Consider the following 18,880-nt stretch of genomic DNA (forward strand, 5'->3'; position numbering starts at 1 on the left):
AACTATAAGAACTCTTCTGTAAATAATGATAAATTGCACCATTGCATTTATTTCTGAAAAAAATAGGATTCAAAATTAATTGAATCCCATTCCATCTAAAAAACAATTATAGCTTAAATAAGTTTAAAAACTTTTGCCATATATTTAGCTTTTCTGTTTTCTTATCTTCTTCTATTTTAATACTTTCTTTTTTTACACCATCTGCTTGAATTACAAATTGCACTGAATTAACATTTTTATTCTTATCAGATACAAATGATTTAATTTCTGAATCTGATCCTGTAAAGTTTTTTAACATTGAATCAATTTCATTATCTACATTACTTTGCAATCCACTTGTTTCTTCTACAAACTGTCCTGTTCCAGACACCATCGTTTTAGTACCACTATGCAATTGAGAAGTTCCCTTCACTAATTCACTAGCTCCTGAAGATATTGATTGATATCCTGTAGTTATACTATCTACGGCATCTGTATAATCTTTTGTTCCAGAATGTAATGTACTATAATTTTCATTAAGTAATGTAATCCCATTCTTTAACTCATTGATATTTACCATAAGATTACTTAATGATGTTACTAATTCTTCAATACTCTTATCAAAAATCTCATAGTTTTCTTTAAGAGTAAGTGCTCCTTTCATAAGTTCACCATTTTCTTTATCTAGCACCGAATCTATGCCATTTATTAACTTATTACTACCTTGAATATATGAAATATCTGCTTTTAAAAGTGTTTCTAAAGATATTCTCTTCCCGGCACTTGTAATATAATCTACTATTGCATTAGTATCTCCAGAAGTATACTTCTTTAAAAGTTCAATAGATTCCTTATCTCCTGATGCCGCTAAAGTTGATAACTTAACTTGTACACCATTTATCCCATTAGAAACATATGCTTCATAAATTTCTCTTTCAGTATTTGTTATTGCTAATGCCTCAACAGCCTTATTATGATTATTTACAAATTCATTTGTATCTTTTAATCCAGCTGATGACAAGCCATTATAATAATCATTTATAGAATTATCCACTGCTGACAAGCCATTAACAAGTTTTGAAATTCCGTCTTTTATTTCAGTTGATGCAGCTCTTAACTTTACAAATTCTTCAGAAGAAGCATTTACCTTATTCAATGATGTTTCAATAGTTTTTAATGCATTTTTCACTTCAGTAGATCCATCATTTAAAGATGAAGATTTTCCGTTTAAAGTTTTCAAAGCTTTGTTTATAGTTTCTATTCCTTCATCTAATTTTACTGTTCCACTTTCAAGACTTTCAGCTCCATCATTTAAATTATTAGCACCATTATCAACTGCTTTAACTGCTGATTGTAATTTTCCTATTTCATTTGTAAGATTGCTAGTATCAATGCTATCCTTATTAATACCTAAATTAAGTTTTATACCATTTATAGCTATACTTCCAACTTCAAAGTTTTTCACATCAGCTGTTATATTAATATCTTTTTCATTACCTGGCATTGTAGTATAAGTAAGTTGTTTTAACTTTCCAACATTAGCTACAGTTGCATCATCACTTTTTATATTTTTGCACTTTTTACTGCTTAACTGTACTGTTGTTTGTATTGCATAATTTTCAAAAAATCCCGATGTTGCTTTTTTATTTTCTGATATCTTAATTTCCATAGCAAGTTTACCACTACGTCCTGCAATATCCTCTGCAGAATATTCTTTGCCATCCATTTTATAAGTTATACTAACATCCCAAGGTATTTCTGCATTTTCCATAGTGCCTTCATAATATAACTTATCCTTAGAATTTTTTATATTCACTACACCATCTTTATATTTAATATTATCGTTAGTATTCATATTTCTTACTTTACTATAATCTCCATAATCGACTATATCGGCATCATTAAAAATATTTACTACATAAGTTCCAATTAACTTTCCATTGGAATCTAAGTTTACATATACTACTTCTTCTTTTGCAGTAGATATTGGAGACCCTTGAACTACTGTTGGTATCATACTTGAAATTATAAATACGGACATCATAGATGTCGCTGTTACTCTTTTTAGCCATTTGCAATTCTTATTCATCTATACCGCTTCCTCTCCCTCTAAATTAATATCTTCTTTCTTTGAAAAAACTACTTCTTTTTTTCTTAGAATAAAACTATCAAAAACATACAATAATCCTGGTACAACAAAAACAACAATACCTAAAGAACATATTGTTCCTCGCCCTAGTAACATTCCCAATTGAGATAAAATACCATGACTTGACACATATCCTAAAAAGAATCCTACTCCAGTCATAACTGTCCCTGATGTAAGAATTGATACCATCACTACTGATACTGTTTTCTTAATTGCATCTTTTTTATAAAGTTTTTTTCTAAAATCAATATATCTTTCAGTCATTAAAATTGCATAATCTACTGTTGCTCCAAGTTGAATTGAACTGATAATTAAATAAGCAATATAAAATAACGGCGTTCCTCTATAATATGGTATTGATAAATTAAACCATATTGCTGTTTCTATCGCTAATACAAGAATTGCTGGTATAGATATTGATCTCATAGATATTACTAGTACTATAAATACAGCACCAATTGATAATAAATTTACACTGATCATATCTTCTGTTATTGTATCCATCAAATCATAGGTACTGACAGTTTGTCCAGCCAAATAATATTTATCACCATAATATTCTTTAGCAGTAGAACGAATTTTTTCTACTACATCAAAAGCTTCTTTCCCTTCATAATCTGTTTTAACATTAATTATCATTCTACTGTAATTGTCACTAATTAATTTTGATAATACATCTTTATCAACATATTCCATTGGAACTTCTGCTCCTGCTTTATCCACATAAGATATGATAGAAGTTACCTCTTTAAGATCTTTCAGTTTATTAGAAAGATTTTCTTCTGTTTCAAAATCACCTCTTGGCACCATCAAAACATAGTTATTAAATTTGCCAAACTCATCTTCAATTCTCTTTGTATCTTGTCCTAATTTAGTTTCCAATCCAAATATCTTCGATGATCCATAATAATACTCATTATTTATTGAGGCCAGATACGATGGTATGATCATAATTGTAAATATAACTACGGACGGAATAATAAGTTTTTCAACTAGTTTTCCAACACCATCAAATGATGGCATAAAACTTTTATGTTCAGTTTTATTTATTAAATTATTACAATATAAAATTACTCCTGGTGCAAAAACAAATACTGTTACAAGACTTAGTGCTATTCCTTTAGCCAATGCTAACCCAAGATCTGGTCCTATCTTAAATTTCATAACTGCTAATGCTAAAAATCCTATTACTGTAGTAACTCCACTTGATAAGACTGCTTTTATTGTCTTATCTTCATTTATGGTAACTGAAAATAAAGCACTACTATTTTTGTAATACGTATCTACTACGTCTTTATCTAAAGTTTCAATAGGAATAGTAATATCTGCTTCATCATCTAACCAAGTTACATCATCAACACCATCAATGTCTTTTATTTTTTCTTTTAATTCCATTGCTTCAGGTATAGTAACATTAGATACCATAACCCTAGCATTAGGAATTCCCCCACCAAATTCCTTCTCCATTACTTCTATTGAAACTGTTGATGCAGTATTATCTGGAAGATATGCATTCATATCATAATTTACTGAAACAAGTCGTTTACATAACATTGAGATTAAAGCAAAAATCAAGAAACTAATCACAATAAATTTCTTATACTTTACAACAGCCTTAAAAAATTTTTCCTTCATATATTCACCTACTTTTCATTAACAACTTTTCATTACTATACACTGTGTTGATTTTCTTTTCTTATTAGATTATAATTAACCAAAACACTTGTATCAATGACCAATTTTCTATTTTCTGTTAATAATTCAACTGTTTTTTAATTATTTGCATATTAATGGACAAAATTTTATATTGTGTTCATTTATAAAAACAATAGTTTTAGATGGAGATGTTCAAAATGGATAATAAAAATACAGATAGACGTATTAGAAAAACAAAAAAATTTTTAAAAGATGGGCTTATAGAATTGATGCTTGAAAAAAGTATTAATGATATTTCTGTAAAAGAACTTACTGAAAAGATTGATTTGAATAGAGGAACTTTTTACTTACATTATAAAGATATATATGATTTATTAGATCAAATTGAAGATGAATTTCTACAAGACTTTAATCAAATTATGTTTTCACATTCCAAAGATCAATTAGACTGTACTCTTATATCTCTATTAGTAGATATTTTTAATTACTTAAAAGCTAATTCATCAATATGTACTGTATTATTAAGCAATAATGGTGATAGAAATTTTATAAATAAAATAAAAGAAGTTATTCGAGTAAAATGTTTTTCTGTTTGGACTGTTATGTTCAAATTCCCCAAAACTAATGCTTTTGACTATTTCTATACTTTTATAGTATCTGGATGCATAGGTATATTTGAATCATGGCTTAATAATGGCTTAAAGGAATCTCCTTATGAAATAGCTTCACTTACAGAATCATTCATTCTTAATGGTATAAATGCTTTAGAGATGACTTCTACTAAATAGTTCTACTTTACTATGTATCTTATTTGTTTTATTTACATATACTATAAGTTGAATTTATAAATATAAATTTTAATACTTTTGATAAAATTCTTATACAAAATCAAATTAGACATTTATAATAAAAATTCCGGAGGAAAGTTATGATTAATAAAAAATTATTAATAGAAAAAGCTTTTGAAGCTCAAAAATTTTGTTATACACCATATTCAAATTTCAATGTAGGTGCAGCTTTACTTTGTGCTGATGGTGAAATTTATCAAGGATGCAATATCGAAAACGCTGCATATACACCAACAAACTGTGCGGAAAGAACAGCTTTCTTCAAAGCAATTTCTGAAGGCAAAAAAGACTTTACAGCTATTGCTGTAGTAGGCAATAAAGAAGGTGTTAAGCAAGGCGAAGGTGACTTCTGTGCCCCTTGTGCTGTATGTAGACAAGTCATGGCTGAATTTTGTGACTTAAAAACTTTTAAAATAATAATTGCAAAAAGTACAGAAGAATATTTAGAGTATACATTAGAAGAACTTTTACCTTTAGCTTTTACAGGTAAAAATTTAGATTAGTATAGAACTTCTAATATAACACAACTTGTGACATATAAAAAAAGTCTATCGAAATTTGTTATCGATAGACTTTTTATTACTTTCTACTATTCTCCAAGAATCTTGTGTTTTGCCTTTTCAACATCTCTTTCAATTTTTTCGGCGTCTCTTTCTAGTTTATGTTCATATTTCTCTTCTTTTTTCATTTGATGCTTTAATTCATGAGCAAATTTTCTTTCTTCATGTCTCTCATGTCTTTCTTCTTTTCTTTCTTCATGGTGAATTTTCATTTCATCAATTCTTTCCTTAACGCTCATAACATTTCCTCCTATGTTCTCTAGAATATCAGAGTTTTTTCACCCTTACATCAAATATTATTTCCTTATAAATTATTTTTACTACAAAGTAATACGTTGAAGTTTTGGTATTATAAAATACTTTTAGCAAGACACCAATTTTTATTTATTTTTGCCATTAGAATACAAATTTAAATATTAATTTTGATATGTAATATGTAACTTATCTAAATATTCAAATCTCTTAATTTCTTTTGCATCTAAATCTTCTTTGTTCATATCGATAGCACTTATTCCATTGTTATTATATGTTGAATAATAATAAATACCTTTTTGTTGACACATGCATGAAGTATATAATGTTATATCATCTAGATTATTAGTTATAACAGCGCCTTTAGGCATTGCTACATTATTTAGCATATGAAAAAATTGGCTTATTCCAGTCATTAGATCTTCTGTTTCAGAAAGCATTGCTTTTAAATATGCTATTCTTACAAATCTATCTACTCCTGAACATCCTCCTGGTAGTCCATTAGTTCCCAATCCTACTCCTAGTGGTTCTAACTTTTTATCTTTCCACTTTATAGGTTCTGGTTGAATAGGAGTAGTTTTCATATATTCATTTAAATTAGTCAAATGCCAATCAAATGTTGGAGAATTTGTCATAACTCCAATAGGATTCTCATGAACTTTTAACCCTTCTTTTGTTTTTTCTATTACTATAGATTTCCCATATTTATCAGCAATTATCCAATGTAGTGTTGGTAGCGGAGTCTTTTCATTAATTGGCACTGCAACTAATTCTATATTTCCTATTTCTTTTAGGACTTCATCTACAGTTTCAAAATTTGACAATACCCATATAATAAAATCATATGGAGCTAAGTTGTTTTTACCTTCAACTCTATCTTTTTCTAAATAGCAATAACCTGGAAAGTTAAGTCCAGCACAACCTAGGCCCTTTTCATTCATAGCATCTGCAAAAGCAGGATAATCATCTATAACACTTGCCATACCTATTATTGCAAATTTAGTTTTTTTCATATTACCAGTAACTCTATCTCTATATTCATAATTTCTAGGTAATAAAGTAACAGCTTGATTAAATGAATATGACAAATCCATATTTCTTCCAAATAAACTATAACCATCTTTTGTTTTTAAAGTTAATGCTGTGCACATTTTTTCTTCACTCCTATAGTAAAACTTTTATCAAAATTACCATAACCTATTTAGGATAATTTTATACTGCTTCATCATAAACTAATAATATTACCACTTATCAACAAGCATCAAAAATCCTGGTATCCAAGCAGTTATAATTCCTTCAAATATAGCCAAATATGGCACAAATTTTCCTAGGTTTTTCTTAAGAACAATTTCTATAAAAGCTGTAATCCATAGTATTCCCCACAATATCCATATAGTTCCCATTCTCCAGTCTAGATCTTGTGTAAAACTTAAATATGAACATGGTATAGTATTTATAGCTACAAATAAGCTATACCAACCATAAGGTCGCTTATCTAATTTAAATATACCGTTAATTGCTACAAATAAATAAGTAAATCCAAATAATAATCCTGTTCCCACAGCATAATATTCTTCTTGAATTACAGATATAGTATCAATTATTACTGCTAAGCCTCCTGCAAATATATTCATTACTGCCGCCGACCTATCATCTATATTACACAATCTACTTATACCATTATTTATTAGAACTATTCCAACATATAATAATACTATTCCTAACATTTACTTTCACAACCTTATCTTTTTAATATTTACGTATAAATAACTCTTTTGAATTCAAAAACTTTTTTCTTATGTAGTTATTAGCTAACTTTATTGCCGCCTCTATATTTTGAGTTAGATTACCTAATACTCTTAGCACAAAACCACTTACTTCTATTTCTGATATTCCAAAATAAATAGGTAAATTTAAACTATTTATACTTTCTCTTATATCTTCAATAACTTCACTGTTAATATTTTTATTTATTACTATTAATGTTCCGAAATTCTCATATCCTTCAAAAAAACCTAAACTACTAACATCATCTTCTCTCGGATTAATTAATAAATTGTCTAATAAAACTATTTTATTATTCATATATATACTTGTTTTTAACTGTACATTGCTATATTGAAATCCATCGCCTTCCTTTGACCATCCTGATGTTATTCCATCACTATATATAAGCGTAGCACTTTCATCCATATAAATATTATTAACTTGTTTATAAATTGCATCTTTATATAAGATCACACTATCAGTTATATATTCTAAAATACTGTTCTTATCCAAATTTATTAAAGTTTCCTGCTCTGTTTTCTTTCCATGCTCACATTTGTATACTTTGGTTGCAGCTTGCGTTGTTATTATTGATCTTGCACCTTCTTTTAGACTTATGCTGTACTTATATTTTTCTCCTTCAACATATCCACCACCAAGTCCAAGAATAAAATATGTTGATATCTTTTCACTATCAAGATGAATTGTTGGAGATAATTTTATAAGACCATCAAATCTTTTTCCACTTATAACAGTACTTTCATTCTTTTTCTCTAGTACTATGTCAAATTCTCCAGCATATTTACCTTTACCCATACTAGTTAATTCCTTCTAATAAACAATTCTTTTTAATCCAATTTAATACTTCTTTTACACCTTCATCTTTTTTTAGATTAGTAAATATGAAGGTTTTTTCTTTCCTAAATGCCAAGGTATCTTTTCTCATAACTTCTAAATCAGCTCCAACATAAGGAGCTAAATCTATTTTATTAATAACAAAAAGATCGCTTTTTATCATTCCTTGCCCTGCTTTTCTTGGTATTTTTTCTCCTTGTGCTACATCAATAATATAAATGGAAAAGTCCACTAAGTCTGGGCTAAATGTTGCTGCTAAATTATCTCCGCCACTTTCAAGAAAAATAATATCTAAATTATTAAATCTACTTTTCATTTCTTCTATAGCAGCAAAATTCATTGATGCATCTTCTCTTATTGCTGTATGTGGACATCCGCCAGTCTCTACTCCAATTACTTTATTCTCATCTAGTACAGAATTCTTTACTAAAAACTTAGCATCTTCTTTTGTATAAATATCATTTGTAATAACTGCACAATTATATTGATCTTTTACCATCCTAGTTATTCTCTCTATTAATAATGTTTTCCCGCTTCCAACGGGACCTCCTACCCCTATTATTACTGGTTTATTCATATATCTCACCCTTTCCAAAACTCTAAGACATAAATAATCTAAACTCCAATACTTCATGATTTATTTGAGCTAATTCTATACCAGGAACACATCCACCAAAAAAACTGTAATCTAAAGTTTCAATCTTTTCATATAAATCTTTAAACTTTTCACTACAATTTTTAAGAATTATCTGACCATCTTTTTGCCCTAATGGTATAGCCCTGACACCATTTTGAATAAGTGTAGAAATAGTACTATACATATGAAAACTTATAGCTTCCTCTTTAGAAAAATTTAAAGTATACATAAGCAACCCAAAAACTATAGCTGGGTGTCCAAATGCTTCTTTTTCTCTAATTTTCCTTTCATATTCCTTTAAAATATCACAATCATATAAATCAAGAAAAAGTCTTATCATTCTGCTCGCTACAAGCTTTGAACCATTTCTAGTTTCTTTAGCTACAGTTTGCACTATAAGGCTTCTATCTAGATCTATAATCTTTTCAAATTGATTTTCATCCATATATTGATATAACATCTTTATTGCTAATCCATCACTATAAACAAAAACATTATTTAAAAACACATCAAGATATTCTTTTAATCCTTCAGCACAAGTAATTTTATTATTTCTAAGATAACTCTCCATACCATATGAATGATTAAAAGAACCTATAGGAAAGTTAGAATCACATATTTGTATAATCCTTAACATATTGGTAACATCTCTTTTAGTGTCTATGAGCAAATTCAACATGTTTAAATGCCTTTTTCAAAACTATATTTTTTCTTTCATAATTTATATTATCTTTTTTTAATTCTTCTTCTACCAACCTATCATATTGGATTATCATCTTATCATTTTCAAATTGTGCTTGTAGATGTCTATTTCCTAAACTATGTGCTATTATTCCCATTTCAGTTATAGTTGATGGGGTAATAATTAAAACATCTTCACTATTAACTTTTACAACTATAATGTTTTTATCTTTGTTATATAAAATATCTCCATCTTTCAACTTTTCATTGTTTTCTAATGTTATTCCGTATTCCCTATTCTGATCTGAACTTACTCTAAGAATTCTTTTAAGCATATCTTCACTATTTAAATATATTGTTTCAACGTGATATCCGTCTAAATTATCTATATCTTTAATATTTCCTATTACCTCGTTAAAAATCATAATTATTACCTCCTAATTTAGGGTGTCATATCAATAATTTGCTATATGACAACCCCAAATATATACTATGTTAAAATAAGAAGTATCTTTGTGCTAAAGGTAATTCTTTTGCTGGCTCGCAAGTTATTAACTCTCCATCTACAGTAACATCATATGTTTCTGGATCTACACCAAGTTTTGGAGTGGCATTATTTAACTTCATATCTTTCTTTGTTAAATTTCTTATACCACCTACTGGTAATACGAGTTTTTGTAATCCTAATTCTTCTTTTACACCATGTTCATATGCATATTTAGAAACAAAAGTTGCAGAAGTTGGATATATTGCTTTGCCATATGCACCAAAACAATCTCTATAATATTCTGGTTGACATGTTGGAATAGATGCATTTGCTTCCCCTATTATTGATTTATTTACCATACCACCTTTAATTACTAAATGTGGTTTTACACCGAAGAATTGTGGATCCCAAAGTACTAAATCTGCCATCTTACCTACTTCTATAGATCCCACATAATTTGCAATTCCTTGTGCTAATGCAGGATTTATAGTATATTTAGCCACATATCTTCTTACTCTATTGTTATCGTTTTCTTCTGAATCGCCTTCTAATATTCCTCTTTGCTTTTTCATTTTACTTGCAGTTTGCCATGTTCTAGTTATTACTTCACCAATTCTTCCCATAGCCATAGAATCAGAACTCATAATACTAAATACGCCCATATCTTGTAGTATATCTTCAGCCGCTATTGTTTGATGTCTTATTCTAGAATCTGCAAAAGCAATATCTTCTGGAACTTTAGGATCTAAGTGGTGACACACCATAAGCATATCTAAATGTTCTGCAATTGTATTTACAGTAAAAGGCTTTGTTGGATTGGTTGATGCAGGTATTACATTAAGTTTAGATGCTACCTTTAATAAATCTGGTGCATGACCGCCCCCTGCTCCTTCAGTATGATATGTGTGAATTGTTCTTCCAGCAAATGCTTCAATTGTATGTTCTACAAATCCACCTTCATTTAAAGTATCAGTATGTACTGCAACTTGAACATCATATTTATCTGCTGTCTTTAGTGAATAATCTATGGCAGATCTTGTTGCACCCCAATCTTCATGTACTTTAAGACCACAAGCACCAGCTTCAACTTGTTCAGCTGTTACTTCCATATTGGCACCACTACCTTTTCCTAAAAAGCCAAGATTTATAGGAAAAGCTTCTGCTGATTGTAACATACGATGAATAGCCCATTTCCCTGGTGTTGATGTAACAGCATTAGTTCCATCAACAGGACCTGTTCCTCCACCTATAAGTGTTGTTATTCCACCTTCTAATGCAGCATTAACAAGATTTGGACTTATGAAATGTACATGAGTATCTATTCCCCCTGCAGTTACAATTCTTCCTTCTCCTGCTAAAGCTTCTGTACTTGGTGCTACTATAAAATCTACATCATCCATAGTATAAGGATTTCCACCTTTACCAATAGCTAAAATCTTCCCATCACGGATACCAATATCTGCTTTATATATCCCTGTGTAATCTACAATAGTAGCTCCTGTAATAATAAGGTCTGCAACCATAGGGTTTTTTCTACTTTCAATAGCATTTTGCCCCATTCCATCTCTTAAAACCTTACCGCCTCCAAACTTACATTCATCACCATATCCTGTATAGTCCTTTTCGATTTCAATAAATAAATCTGTATCACCTAATCTTACTTTATCTCCCTTTGTTGGACCAAATAATTCTACATAACGATGTTTATCTATTTCAAAACTCATTATTCCTTGCACCCTCTTCCATCTAAATATCCATCAACTAAATTACGTAAGCCATAAACTCTTCTAACTCCACCGATATCTATTAAATTTATTTCTTTCTTATCTCCTGGTTCAAATCTAACTGCTGTACCTGATGGAATATCTAATCTCTTTCCATAAGCTTTTTCCCTATCAAACTTTAAAAAGTCATTAACTTCATAAAAATGATAGTGAGAACCTATTTGCACAGGTCTATCTCCAGTATTTACCACCTCAAGTTTTATTGCTTCTTTTCCTTTGTTATATTCTATAGTTCCTTCTTTTACTATTATTTCTCCTGGTATCAATGATTAAACCTCCTTATTAACGTATTGGATCATGTACTGTAACTAATTTAGTTCCATCTGGAAATGTTGCTTCCACTTGAACTACGTGAATCATTTCCGGTATTCCTTCCATCACATCATCTTTGCTTAAAATCTTTGTACCATAATCCATTAAATCTTCTACTGTTCTGCCTTCTCTAGCTCCTTCTAAAAGCTCATCAGTGATTAATGCTACAGATTCAGGATAATTTAGTTTTAAGCCTTTCTTTTTTCTTCTCCTTGCAACATCTGCTGCAACAACAATCATAAGTTTTTCTCTTTCCCTATCTGTTAAATGCAATTCATTTTTCCTCCTTTTTTATACCTTTATCAAATACTATATTGTTTGTAATCTTTAAATTAAAATACGTAATTTTAGAAAATTAATATAAAAAAATGTTAAATACATTTATACAAGATTTCACTTGCTAAATATATTTAACAGTTTCTCCACTATAATTTAAAAATGTAAAAAGAAGATATCATTAGCAATTTTTAATTGCTAACTAGATATTCTCCTAAACTGAAATAAATTATATAATATATGTTTTTATTCAAACTTTAATACTTTACAAAATAGAAATCTTACTATCGGTGAAACTATAAAACTGTTAATCATTCCAAGAGGAACGATATACAGAAGGTGTACTCTTGTATTGTTTTATAAAGGCCCTTGTAAAGTAAGAGGCATTGAAAAAACCACAGAGTGTTGCAATATTTATGATGGACTTGTCAGTACTTCGTAACAATCCCGCTGCTTTTTCCAAACGAAAACGAACAAGATATTGAGAAAAACTTGTACCGGTTAAATCTTTAAAAAGCTTCATAAAATGGCTTTTACTATATCCGCAAAATGCAGAGACTTCAGAAATCTGAACTTTTTCAGAGTAGTAATCATTAATATACTGTACTGCTTGGCGAAGAAATTCATTGGTTTTATGATTAGAAGCAGATTTCTTATCAATTGGCACTGCAGTACTATTTAATATATCCATGATGGCATATAGATGGGATTTAACCAGTAGAATACTTATTTTTTTCCCTTCATCAATCAATGGAATAATATGAGGAGATAGTTGCTCAGAAAGAGAACTGTCTCTTTTTATAATAGATGGAACTGCAACAGATCCTTTTGCAAAAGGAGCCATATATTGCTGATAGATGAAATTATCTTCTCGTTCTGATTCAATGATGGAAAACTTAAAGAGTATGTTAAAATATTCAAATGGTTCTGTAATGGATTCTATTGAATGAACCTGATCCGGCAATATGATTACAAAATCCTCAGAAGTAATCACATAACTTTCTCCGCTTATCAAAATACACCCACTCCCTGAAACACAGTAAATAATCTCCAACTCATCATGATAATGAAGGGGATATGAAGGCAGATAGTCAGGGATACTGCCACGATAGACAGTATAAGGAATGTTAGTTGTTCCATGTGTTTTTACTTCCAAACCATCAGGAAGAATCAATGGCTCATTGGTTGAACTCAATAATCGTAGTGTGTTCATAGAAATTACCTCCAAAATCGTAGGATTATGCTAATATTATAATATTATAGTAGTAGAAGTACAACTATAATAAGATTATAATTCAAATATAGAAATACCAACGATGGTAATTATATATTTCACAAGCATGGGGGAGTTGTTATGGAGAATACAATATCAGAAAGTTCCTTTTCAAAAAGTATTATAAGAATTGCATTACCAATTACATTACAAAGCATGATTAGGGCTTCTTTTAGCATTATTGATCAGGTTATGATTGGTCAGCTTGGCAGTGAAAGTATTGCAGGAATTGGTCTAGGAGGTAAATTTGCATCTATTTATAGTGTTGTTCTTGGCGCAATTACAGCAACTGCAGCTATTATGATTTCTCAATACATGGGACAGAAAAATGTAAAAAATGTACGAAGAAGTTTTCATGTGAATCTATTGGTTGCTCTTTTCATTACAGTTTTATTTACATTTGCCTCACTTTTATTTACAGAACAGATTTTTTCCTTTTACACAAAGGACTCTGTGACTAAAGAATTAGGTAAATCTTATTTACAGATATATGCATGGTCATTTTTACCAATAGCATTATCCGGTATGGCAGAAGCAATGTTATGTTGTATGGAGATGGCAGTATTCCCATTGGTATCTATCGTTTCATCTTTGTTTGTTAATACAGCGCTTAACTATATTTTGATTTTTGGAAAATTTGGATTACCTGAACTGGGCGTTAAAGGAGCCGCAATAGGAAGTGTTGTAGCATATATCATTGCCTGTATGCTAACTTTAGTATTTTTATTATGGCAATTAAGAAAGAAAAAGATGAATTTATCTTTTGATATCACCTTCAATGGAAACGAATACATTTCATATATAAAAATTCTTACTCCACTTCTTATATGCGAATTTATGTGGAGCCTTGGAGAAAATGTATATTCTGCTATTTATGGAAATATAAGCACTAATGATTGTGCAGCTATGACAATGACTTCACCAATACAAGGTTTGATGATAGGTGCATTATGTGGATTATCACAAGCTGCCGGAATCATGGTAGGTAAGTCTCTTGGTAATCAAAATTATGAAAAAGCATATAATGATTCAAAAAAATTGATGAAGTATGGTTTGATTGTATCTATTGCATTATCAATCCTGTTAATCCTATTAGGCAAAGTCTATACTGGAATCTATAATGTGGATGCAGAAGTGAAGCAGACTGCATATGCATTGCTAGTAGTATTTGCAATCGTATCTCCAGTTAAGGTGCAGAATATGATTTTGGGTGGAGGTATTATAAAAAGTGGAGGAAAAACAAACTACATCATGTGGATTGATATAATTGGAACCTGGGGATTTGGTGTGCCACTTGGATTATTATCTGCTTTTGTACTAAAGCTACCAATTACTTATGTGTATTTTATCTTATCATTAGAAGAATGTGTACGTCTTGCAATTTCTTTGATATTGTTCAAAAGGAGAAGCTGGATGCAGAAGATATAGCAAGTAATGGAGCTCTTTCTTGAATGGAACTAATGAGTGTAAATGATAAGGAGCATCCAGTATTTAAACTTCTGCGAAAAAAATGAAAGATTTCTCATACGAAACCGTATACAATTACAATAACGCAACTGTCAAAATTTTGGTGCCTTTTATCAATAAAAAAAATATCCCGATAAGACGATTTAAAACACTATCGGGATTTGTTTATTTCTTATATACCCTGAAGCTTTCCTAACTATTCTACTTTCTTCAATATTTTTAAGTATTTGCTCCTTCATCGCAGTACTCTTGCTAACTTGCTCCGCTTATCACCTTACGGTAGTTTTCACTCCTAGTTATCTTAGATTTTATAAATATTTCGATAAATGAAAAAAAGATTAATGCTCTATTACTGAAACATTAATCTCCTTTTTTCTTTCACTGCATTATTAAAATTATGTGGTTTAACTTTTTGTTACATATATTGATTTAAATACATTCTATTGTTACTATTTTTTATGCAGTTAATCTATTCTTTATTATGCAGCTAATATTAATCCATATATTCTTCTGCAACTTCAATACTATCTTCTAAATCTAAATTAGGATACTTCTGAGAAATACTTTTTAAACAATCTATATATCTATTACTTTGAAGATTGTATGCTACTTCTTCAAAAACTTCACTAGCAAGTAATATCTCCTTTTCATTTAATTGATTTAAAATTAAAATAGTGTCTTCCTCATCTTTACTTAAAATTTCTATCAATCTTTCTCGACATACTTCTATATTATAATCATCTTCATCATGTAATTTACTTCTATCCGAAATAATCAATTTTACTTTATTAATCATACTTTCACCTCCATTTATTTATGGTTGCATATCTGCATCTGGAAATATTGTTCCTATCTTACCATCAGTTTTTATTACACCAACTCTTACTCCATCATACTCTCCAAATATAATGTTTCCATCAACAGCATTTATATTTTCAGGTAAATTGATAACATATTCTCCAGCATCTTTTATCTTATCCTTCCCCCAATTTTCAGGAAACCATGCCTGCCCAGTTCCAGTTCTTTTGGACGGAGTCTTATGTTTTGGTATATTACCTACTCTTACCCCATTTGAATAAGTTTTTTCTATATTGAATTCAATATTATTTTCGATTAAAAAATCTATATTATCTTGTCCATGTCCTCCACCTTTCATTCTTGATACTTTTCCAGTCTTAGGATTGTAAGTAAAGTCTCCTTTAGTTGAATGAGTAATATCTCCAATTTCAATTTTAGCTTTACTAGACCCCTTAGCTAACCCACTCTCAAACTCAATAAAACTCTTATACCCTGAAGCTCCCCTATCTATCCTACTTTCTTCAATATTTTTAAGTAGAGGTTTTACATCTCACTATTAGTTCTGTCTATTATTAGTAAGATAGATTCCTAGATTATTATCCTTTCTGGCACTGTATTCTTTATTTTCCTCAAAATTATATGCTAATCTAATTATCTCCATTCCAAAACCTAATAAGGCATAATTACTTAATCTCCAGATTTTAGGTGAAATTAAAATTTCTGTAGCAGTAATGCCTTAGCAAAATATTGCTGTCCTATAGTCTGACATTCTTATTTCGTTTAATTATTTTTCTTATTAATTCCTTAGTAAACTTATTAAAAATTCCATGCTGTCAAACTAATCCATATATAATTATTAACACCAGTTATCTTCATATATTTTATTTAAAGATTATTATACTTTTCAAGAAAAAACACTTCTGAATTTAATCAGAAGTGTTACTTAAATTATATATTAAAATTTATATTTAGTCTTTGAACTTTAATTTCTATATACTTTCCATCAAGATATGCATAATCATAAATATCTTCTTTTTCTAAATCAATATCTAAGATTGAATGAATTTTTAGCGCATCAACATCCAATATACCTCTAATATAATATGAATAACTATTTCCTATTCTATAAAGTTCTTTTTTATTTTCTACTATTTCTTGCATTTCTAAATCGTCATATAATTCAATTTCAAAATTACAGGTATCCCCAATTTCCTTTTGCACACCACAATTCACAAATCCCGTAATCATTGTATCATTCGTTTTTATTGTAACTTCTTCACCATCTTCATCTATTTTTTCTATAACTCCATTATATATCATAAAATTCCTCCTATTCTGTTAATCAACTGGATTAATTACAGGTATATTTTTACCATTAATCATTTTCCAGAAATCTTTGCCACTTTCAGTATGAAAAGTAGTAATAAACCCATCATTATTAGTATCAACAAATGCAAACTTTGGCTTTCCTTTACTTGTATTCCCCATAAACTCAATATATCCTGTTCTTATCTCACCTTTATACTCATATTTAATTTTATAACCATCATTGATTACACTTCTTGCGCCATCTAAATATTCATCAGCATTGGAATATATACCTTTAAACTCATTTCCATGCTTTTCAAAATGGCCAACTAATTTTTCTTTTGATGCAAAGTTAGGATTACTTATCCCCTCAGCTACCCCACTCTCAAACTCAACAAAACTCTTATATCCAGAAGCTTCCCTAGCTATCCTACTTTCTTCAATATTTTTAAGTATTTGCTCCTTCATCGCAGTACTCTTACTAACATCTCCTATGTCAGTAGCACTTATCCACTGCGTGAACTTATCATTTTCCCTTATATCCAGTATTTCATCATAATTTACATTTTTCAATACTTTTCCATACTGTACTTTATCTAAACCTTTTAAGTAATTACTATATTCCTCTTTAGTCATTCCATATGGTATATCATATTTTCCACTTGCTACATCTTTCCAATACTTATTATACCGCTTTACATTATCTATTTCATCACTTATATTTCTTATACCCTTAGCTAAATTCTTTCCTTTTGAATATGTAATTCTTCCACCTTGATAAAATGCTAATGCTACTAAAGGATTTACCCCCGCTTCTTCCATTGCTAAGCTTGCGCCATAGCTTACTGCATTTACTGCTGTTTCCTTTGCCAATATCTTTGTTGCTTCTCCCAGGCCTTCTTTTACTAACTTACCTCCTATTTTTGTTCCATCTCCTACAAAAGGTATTACTGATATAGCACATAACCCTCTTTCTAACCCGCTTAATCTTCTGCCCGTTATTAGATCTTCTCCTACTATACATTCTATTATTCCCTTTGCATCTCCCACTACTGGAATTATATCTATTAATAATGATGTGCCTTTCTTCCATCCTACTTCGTAGTCAAACTGTCCATTTTCCACTATTATCTTTATGTAATCGGTTACTTCTTCGTTATATTCTACCCCTTGTTCTTTACAAAGTTCCTTAAATCCATCATACTGTGTTTGTATTACCTCTGAAACAGTACCATAAGAAAGCAAATCCTCAAAACCTATTTTACTTTTTACAATGTCGTACTTGTGTTGTATACCATTATCATATATTGTTACTTCTTCTGTTATTCCTAATGTGTTTGGCACTTTAAAATCTTCTACTTTTAATTTTCCTAGTCTTTCTAGTATCTTTTCCTCTTCTCTATAAAAATGACTATCTACAGCATCATAATATTCATATACTAAGTTTCCAAACTCATTGTAGTCTTGCGCTACTTCACGCAACTTTTCAAATTCTCTTTTCATTGGAGTATATGCAAGACCTGCTAATTCTGAATGTTTATCTATCTCATCTATAGCTTTTTCTATTATCTTCTCGGCTTGAATTAAATTCCAAACAGTGTTTGTTATTTTCTCTCGAGCCATATTTGCTTTTGTTTGTATTACCTCCTCATCAAGATAAAAATCTCTCAACCCATTCCCTCCACTATTGATTTATTTTTATTTATAATACAATTAATTACATCATATAATTAACCTTATTTGTATAATTTTGTAATATATGTATAAATTTTAAAACTACTTGCAATATTG

20 protein-coding genes are annotated in these 18,880 nt (G+C 29.6%); 3 read left to right on the forward strand and 17 right to left on the reverse strand.

The annotated features are described in order from the left end of the window. Positions 1 to 106 precede the first annotated feature (106 nt). Positions 107 to 2,068, reverse strand: coding sequence for a hypothetical protein (locus KQI30_RS04215; RefSeq protein ID WP_216461981.1), 1,962 nt, complete (start codon positions 2,066 to 2,068; stop codon positions 107 to 109). After that, the gene (locus tag KQI30_RS04220) at positions 2,069 to 3,763 is read right to left on the reverse strand and encodes an efflux RND transporter permease subunit (RefSeq protein WP_216461982.1); all 1,695 of its coding nucleotides are present in this window, start codon (positions 3,761 to 3,763) and stop codon (positions 2,069 to 2,071) included. It lies immediately after the preceding gene. A gap of 218 nt (positions 3,764 to 3,981) precedes the next feature. Here KQI30_RS04220 and KQI30_RS04225 point away from each other — a divergent pair, with 218 nt between their 5' ends. Continuing rightward, the gene (locus tag KQI30_RS04225; RefSeq protein WP_216461983.1) at positions 3,982 to 4,572 is read left to right on the forward strand and encodes a TetR/AcrR family transcriptional regulator; all 591 of its coding nucleotides are present in this window, start codon (positions 3,982 to 3,984) and stop codon (positions 4,570 to 4,572) included. Positions 4,573 to 4,712: 140 nt separating this feature from the next. Further along, positions 4,713 to 5,135, forward strand: a complete 423-nt coding sequence (locus KQI30_RS04230; RefSeq protein WP_216461984.1) for a cytidine deaminase — start codon at positions 4,713 to 4,715, stop codon at positions 5,133 to 5,135. Positions 5,136 to 5,221: 86 nt separating this feature from the next. On the opposite strand, the gene KQI30_RS04235 is transcribed toward KQI30_RS04230, so the two are convergent. The 11 genes from KQI30_RS04235 to KQI30_RS04285 all read right to left on the reverse strand — a co-directional run bounded on the left by KQI30_RS04235 (position 5,222) and on the right by KQI30_RS04285 (position 13,456). After that, on the reverse strand, positions 5,222 to 5,431 hold the full coding sequence (locus KQI30_RS04235) for a hypothetical protein (protein ID WP_216461985.1): 210 nt from the start codon (positions 5,429 to 5,431) through the stop codon (positions 5,222 to 5,224). A gap of 177 nt (positions 5,432 to 5,608) precedes the next feature. Beyond that, a complete protein-coding gene (gene bsh, locus KQI30_RS04240; protein ID WP_216461986.1) occupies positions 5,609 to 6,595 on the reverse strand; it encodes a choloylglycine hydrolase in 987 nt (328 codons plus the stop codon). 90 nt (positions 6,596 to 6,685) lie between these two features. Further along, positions 6,686 to 7,171, reverse strand: a complete 486-nt coding sequence (locus KQI30_RS04245; RefSeq protein ID WP_216461987.1) for an AmiS/UreI family transporter — start codon at positions 7,169 to 7,171, stop codon at positions 6,686 to 6,688. 22 nt (positions 7,172 to 7,193) lie between these two features. Beyond that, positions 7,194 to 8,027, reverse strand: coding sequence for an urease accessory protein UreD (locus KQI30_RS04250; protein WP_216461988.1), 834 nt, complete (start codon positions 8,025 to 8,027; stop codon positions 7,194 to 7,196). A gap of 1 nt (position 8,028) precedes the next feature. Further along, the gene (gene ureG / locus KQI30_RS04255; protein WP_216461990.1) at positions 8,029 to 8,643 is read right to left on the reverse strand and encodes an urease accessory protein UreG; all 615 of its coding nucleotides are present in this window, start codon (positions 8,641 to 8,643) and stop codon (positions 8,029 to 8,031) included. 22 nt (positions 8,644 to 8,665) lie between these two features. After that, complete coding sequence (locus KQI30_RS04260; RefSeq protein WP_253287378.1) at positions 8,666 to 9,340, reverse strand: urease accessory protein UreF; 675 nt, start codon at positions 9,338 to 9,340, stop codon at positions 8,666 to 8,668. A 16-nt stretch (positions 9,341 to 9,356) separates the two neighbouring features. After that, positions 9,357 to 9,809: an urease accessory protein UreE gene (locus tag KQI30_RS04265; protein WP_216461994.1), complete on the reverse strand. Its 453-nt coding sequence runs from the start codon at positions 9,807 to 9,809 to the stop codon at positions 9,357 to 9,359. A 70-nt stretch (positions 9,810 to 9,879) separates the two neighbouring features. Beyond that, on the reverse strand, positions 9,880 to 11,595 hold the full coding sequence (gene ureC, locus KQI30_RS04270; protein ID WP_216461995.1) for an urease subunit alpha: 1,716 nt from the start codon (positions 11,593 to 11,595) through the stop codon (positions 9,880 to 9,882). Continuing rightward, positions 11,595 to 11,921 carry an urease subunit beta gene (gene ureB / locus KQI30_RS04275; protein WP_216461996.1) on the reverse strand — a complete coding sequence of 109 codons (327 nt, stop codon included), beginning with the start codon at positions 11,919 to 11,921 and terminating at the stop codon, positions 11,595 to 11,597. The genes ureC and ureB overlap by 1 nt, the downstream gene beginning before the upstream one ends. A gap of 16 nt (positions 11,922 to 11,937) precedes the next feature. After that, entirely contained in the window at positions 11,938 to 12,240 is a 303-nt protein-coding gene (locus KQI30_RS04280) for an urease subunit gamma (protein ID WP_216461997.1), read from the reverse strand. Positions 12,241 to 12,550: 310 nt separating this feature from the next. Next, on the reverse strand, positions 12,551 to 13,456 hold the full coding sequence (locus KQI30_RS04285) for an AraC family transcriptional regulator (RefSeq protein ID WP_216461999.1): 906 nt from the start codon (positions 13,454 to 13,456) through the stop codon (positions 12,551 to 12,553). 141 nt (positions 13,457 to 13,597) lie between these two features. Here KQI30_RS04285 and KQI30_RS04290 point away from each other — a divergent pair, with 141 nt between their 5' ends. Then, on the forward strand, positions 13,598 to 14,944 hold the full coding sequence (locus KQI30_RS04290) for an MATE family efflux transporter (protein WP_216462001.1): 1,347 nt from the start codon (positions 13,598 to 13,600) through the stop codon (positions 14,942 to 14,944). Between the two features lie 532 nt (positions 14,945 to 15,476). Here KQI30_RS04290 and KQI30_RS04295 read toward each other — a convergent pair. The 4 genes from KQI30_RS04295 to KQI30_RS04310 form a co-directional block, all read right to left on the reverse strand. Next, positions 15,477 to 15,779: a hypothetical protein gene (locus tag KQI30_RS04295; RefSeq protein ID WP_216462003.1), complete on the reverse strand. Its 303-nt coding sequence runs from the start codon at positions 15,777 to 15,779 to the stop codon at positions 15,477 to 15,479. Between the two features lie 18 nt (positions 15,780 to 15,797). Then, complete coding sequence (locus KQI30_RS04300) at positions 15,798 to 16,307, reverse strand: EndoU domain-containing protein (protein WP_216462067.1); 510 nt, start codon at positions 16,305 to 16,307, stop codon at positions 15,798 to 15,800. A gap of 422 nt (positions 16,308 to 16,729) precedes the next feature. After that, complete coding sequence (locus tag KQI30_RS04305) at positions 16,730 to 17,101, reverse strand: hypothetical protein (protein ID WP_216462004.1); 372 nt, start codon at positions 17,099 to 17,101, stop codon at positions 16,730 to 16,732. An 18-nt stretch (positions 17,102 to 17,119) separates the two neighbouring features. Beyond that, positions 17,120 to 18,760, reverse strand: a complete 1,641-nt coding sequence (locus KQI30_RS04310; RefSeq protein WP_216462005.1) for a pre-toxin TG domain-containing protein — start codon at positions 18,758 to 18,760, stop codon at positions 17,120 to 17,122. Positions 18,761 to 18,880: the final 120 nt, after the last annotated feature.

This window comes from Clostridium bornimense (assembly GCF_018917145.1).
GTDB classification, from domain to species: Bacteria; Bacillota; Clostridia; order Clostridiales; family Clostridiaceae; genus Clostridium_AN; species Clostridium_AN bornimense_A.

Excerpts from the sequence above, each read along its gene's own strand:
- KQI30_RS04215 (WP_216461981.1), bottom strand. The coding sequence starts at position 2,068 with ATGAATAAGAATTGCAAATGGCTAAAAAGAGTAACAGCGACATCTATG.
- KQI30_RS04220 (WP_216461982.1), bottom strand. The coding sequence starts at position 3,763 with ATGAAGGAAAAATTTTTTAAGGCTGTTGTAAAGTATAAGAAATTTATT.
- KQI30_RS04225 (WP_216461983.1), top strand. The coding sequence starts at position 3,982 with ATGGATAATAAAAATACAGATAGACGTATTAGAAAAACAAAAAAATTT.
- KQI30_RS04230 (WP_216461984.1), top strand. The coding sequence starts at position 4,713 with ATGATTAATAAAAAATTATTAATAGAAAAAGCTTTTGAAGCTCAAAAA.
- KQI30_RS04235 (WP_216461985.1), bottom strand. The coding sequence starts at position 5,431 with ATGAGCGTTAAGGAAAGAATTGATGAAATGAAAATTCACCATGAAGAA.
- bsh (WP_216461986.1), bottom strand. The coding sequence starts at position 6,595 with ATGTGCACAGCATTAACTTTAAAAACAAAAGATGGTTATAGTTTATTT.
- KQI30_RS04245 (WP_216461987.1), bottom strand. The coding sequence starts at position 7,171 with ATGTTAGGAATAGTATTATTATATGTTGGAATAGTTCTAATAAATAAT.
- KQI30_RS04250 (WP_216461988.1), bottom strand. The coding sequence starts at position 8,027 with ATGGGTAAAGGTAAATATGCTGGAGAATTTGACATAGTACTAGAGAAA.
- ureG (WP_216461990.1), bottom strand. The coding sequence starts at position 8,643 with ATGAATAAACCAGTAATAATAGGGGTAGGAGGTCCCGTTGGAAGCGGG.
- KQI30_RS04260 (WP_253287378.1), bottom strand. The coding sequence starts at position 9,340 with ATGTTAAGGATTATACAAATATGTGATTCTAACTTTCCTATAGGTTCT.
- KQI30_RS04265 (WP_216461994.1), bottom strand. The coding sequence starts at position 9,809 with ATGATTTTTAACGAGGTAATAGGAAATATTAAAGATATAGATAATTTA.
- ureC (WP_216461995.1), bottom strand. The coding sequence starts at position 11,595 with ATGAGTTTTGAAATAGATAAACATCGTTATGTAGAATTATTTGGTCCA.
- KQI30_RS04285 (WP_216461999.1), bottom strand. The coding sequence starts at position 13,456 with ATGAACACACTACGATTATTGAGTTCAACCAATGAGCCATTGATTCTT.
- KQI30_RS04290 (WP_216462001.1), top strand. The coding sequence starts at position 13,598 with ATGGAGAATACAATATCAGAAAGTTCCTTTTCAAAAAGTATTATAAGA.
- KQI30_RS04295 (WP_216462003.1), bottom strand. The coding sequence starts at position 15,779 with ATGATTAATAAAGTAAAATTGATTATTTCGGATAGAAGTAAATTACAT.
- KQI30_RS04305 (WP_216462004.1), bottom strand. The coding sequence starts at position 17,101 with ATGATATATAATGGAGTTATAGAAAAAATAGATGAAGATGGTGAAGAA.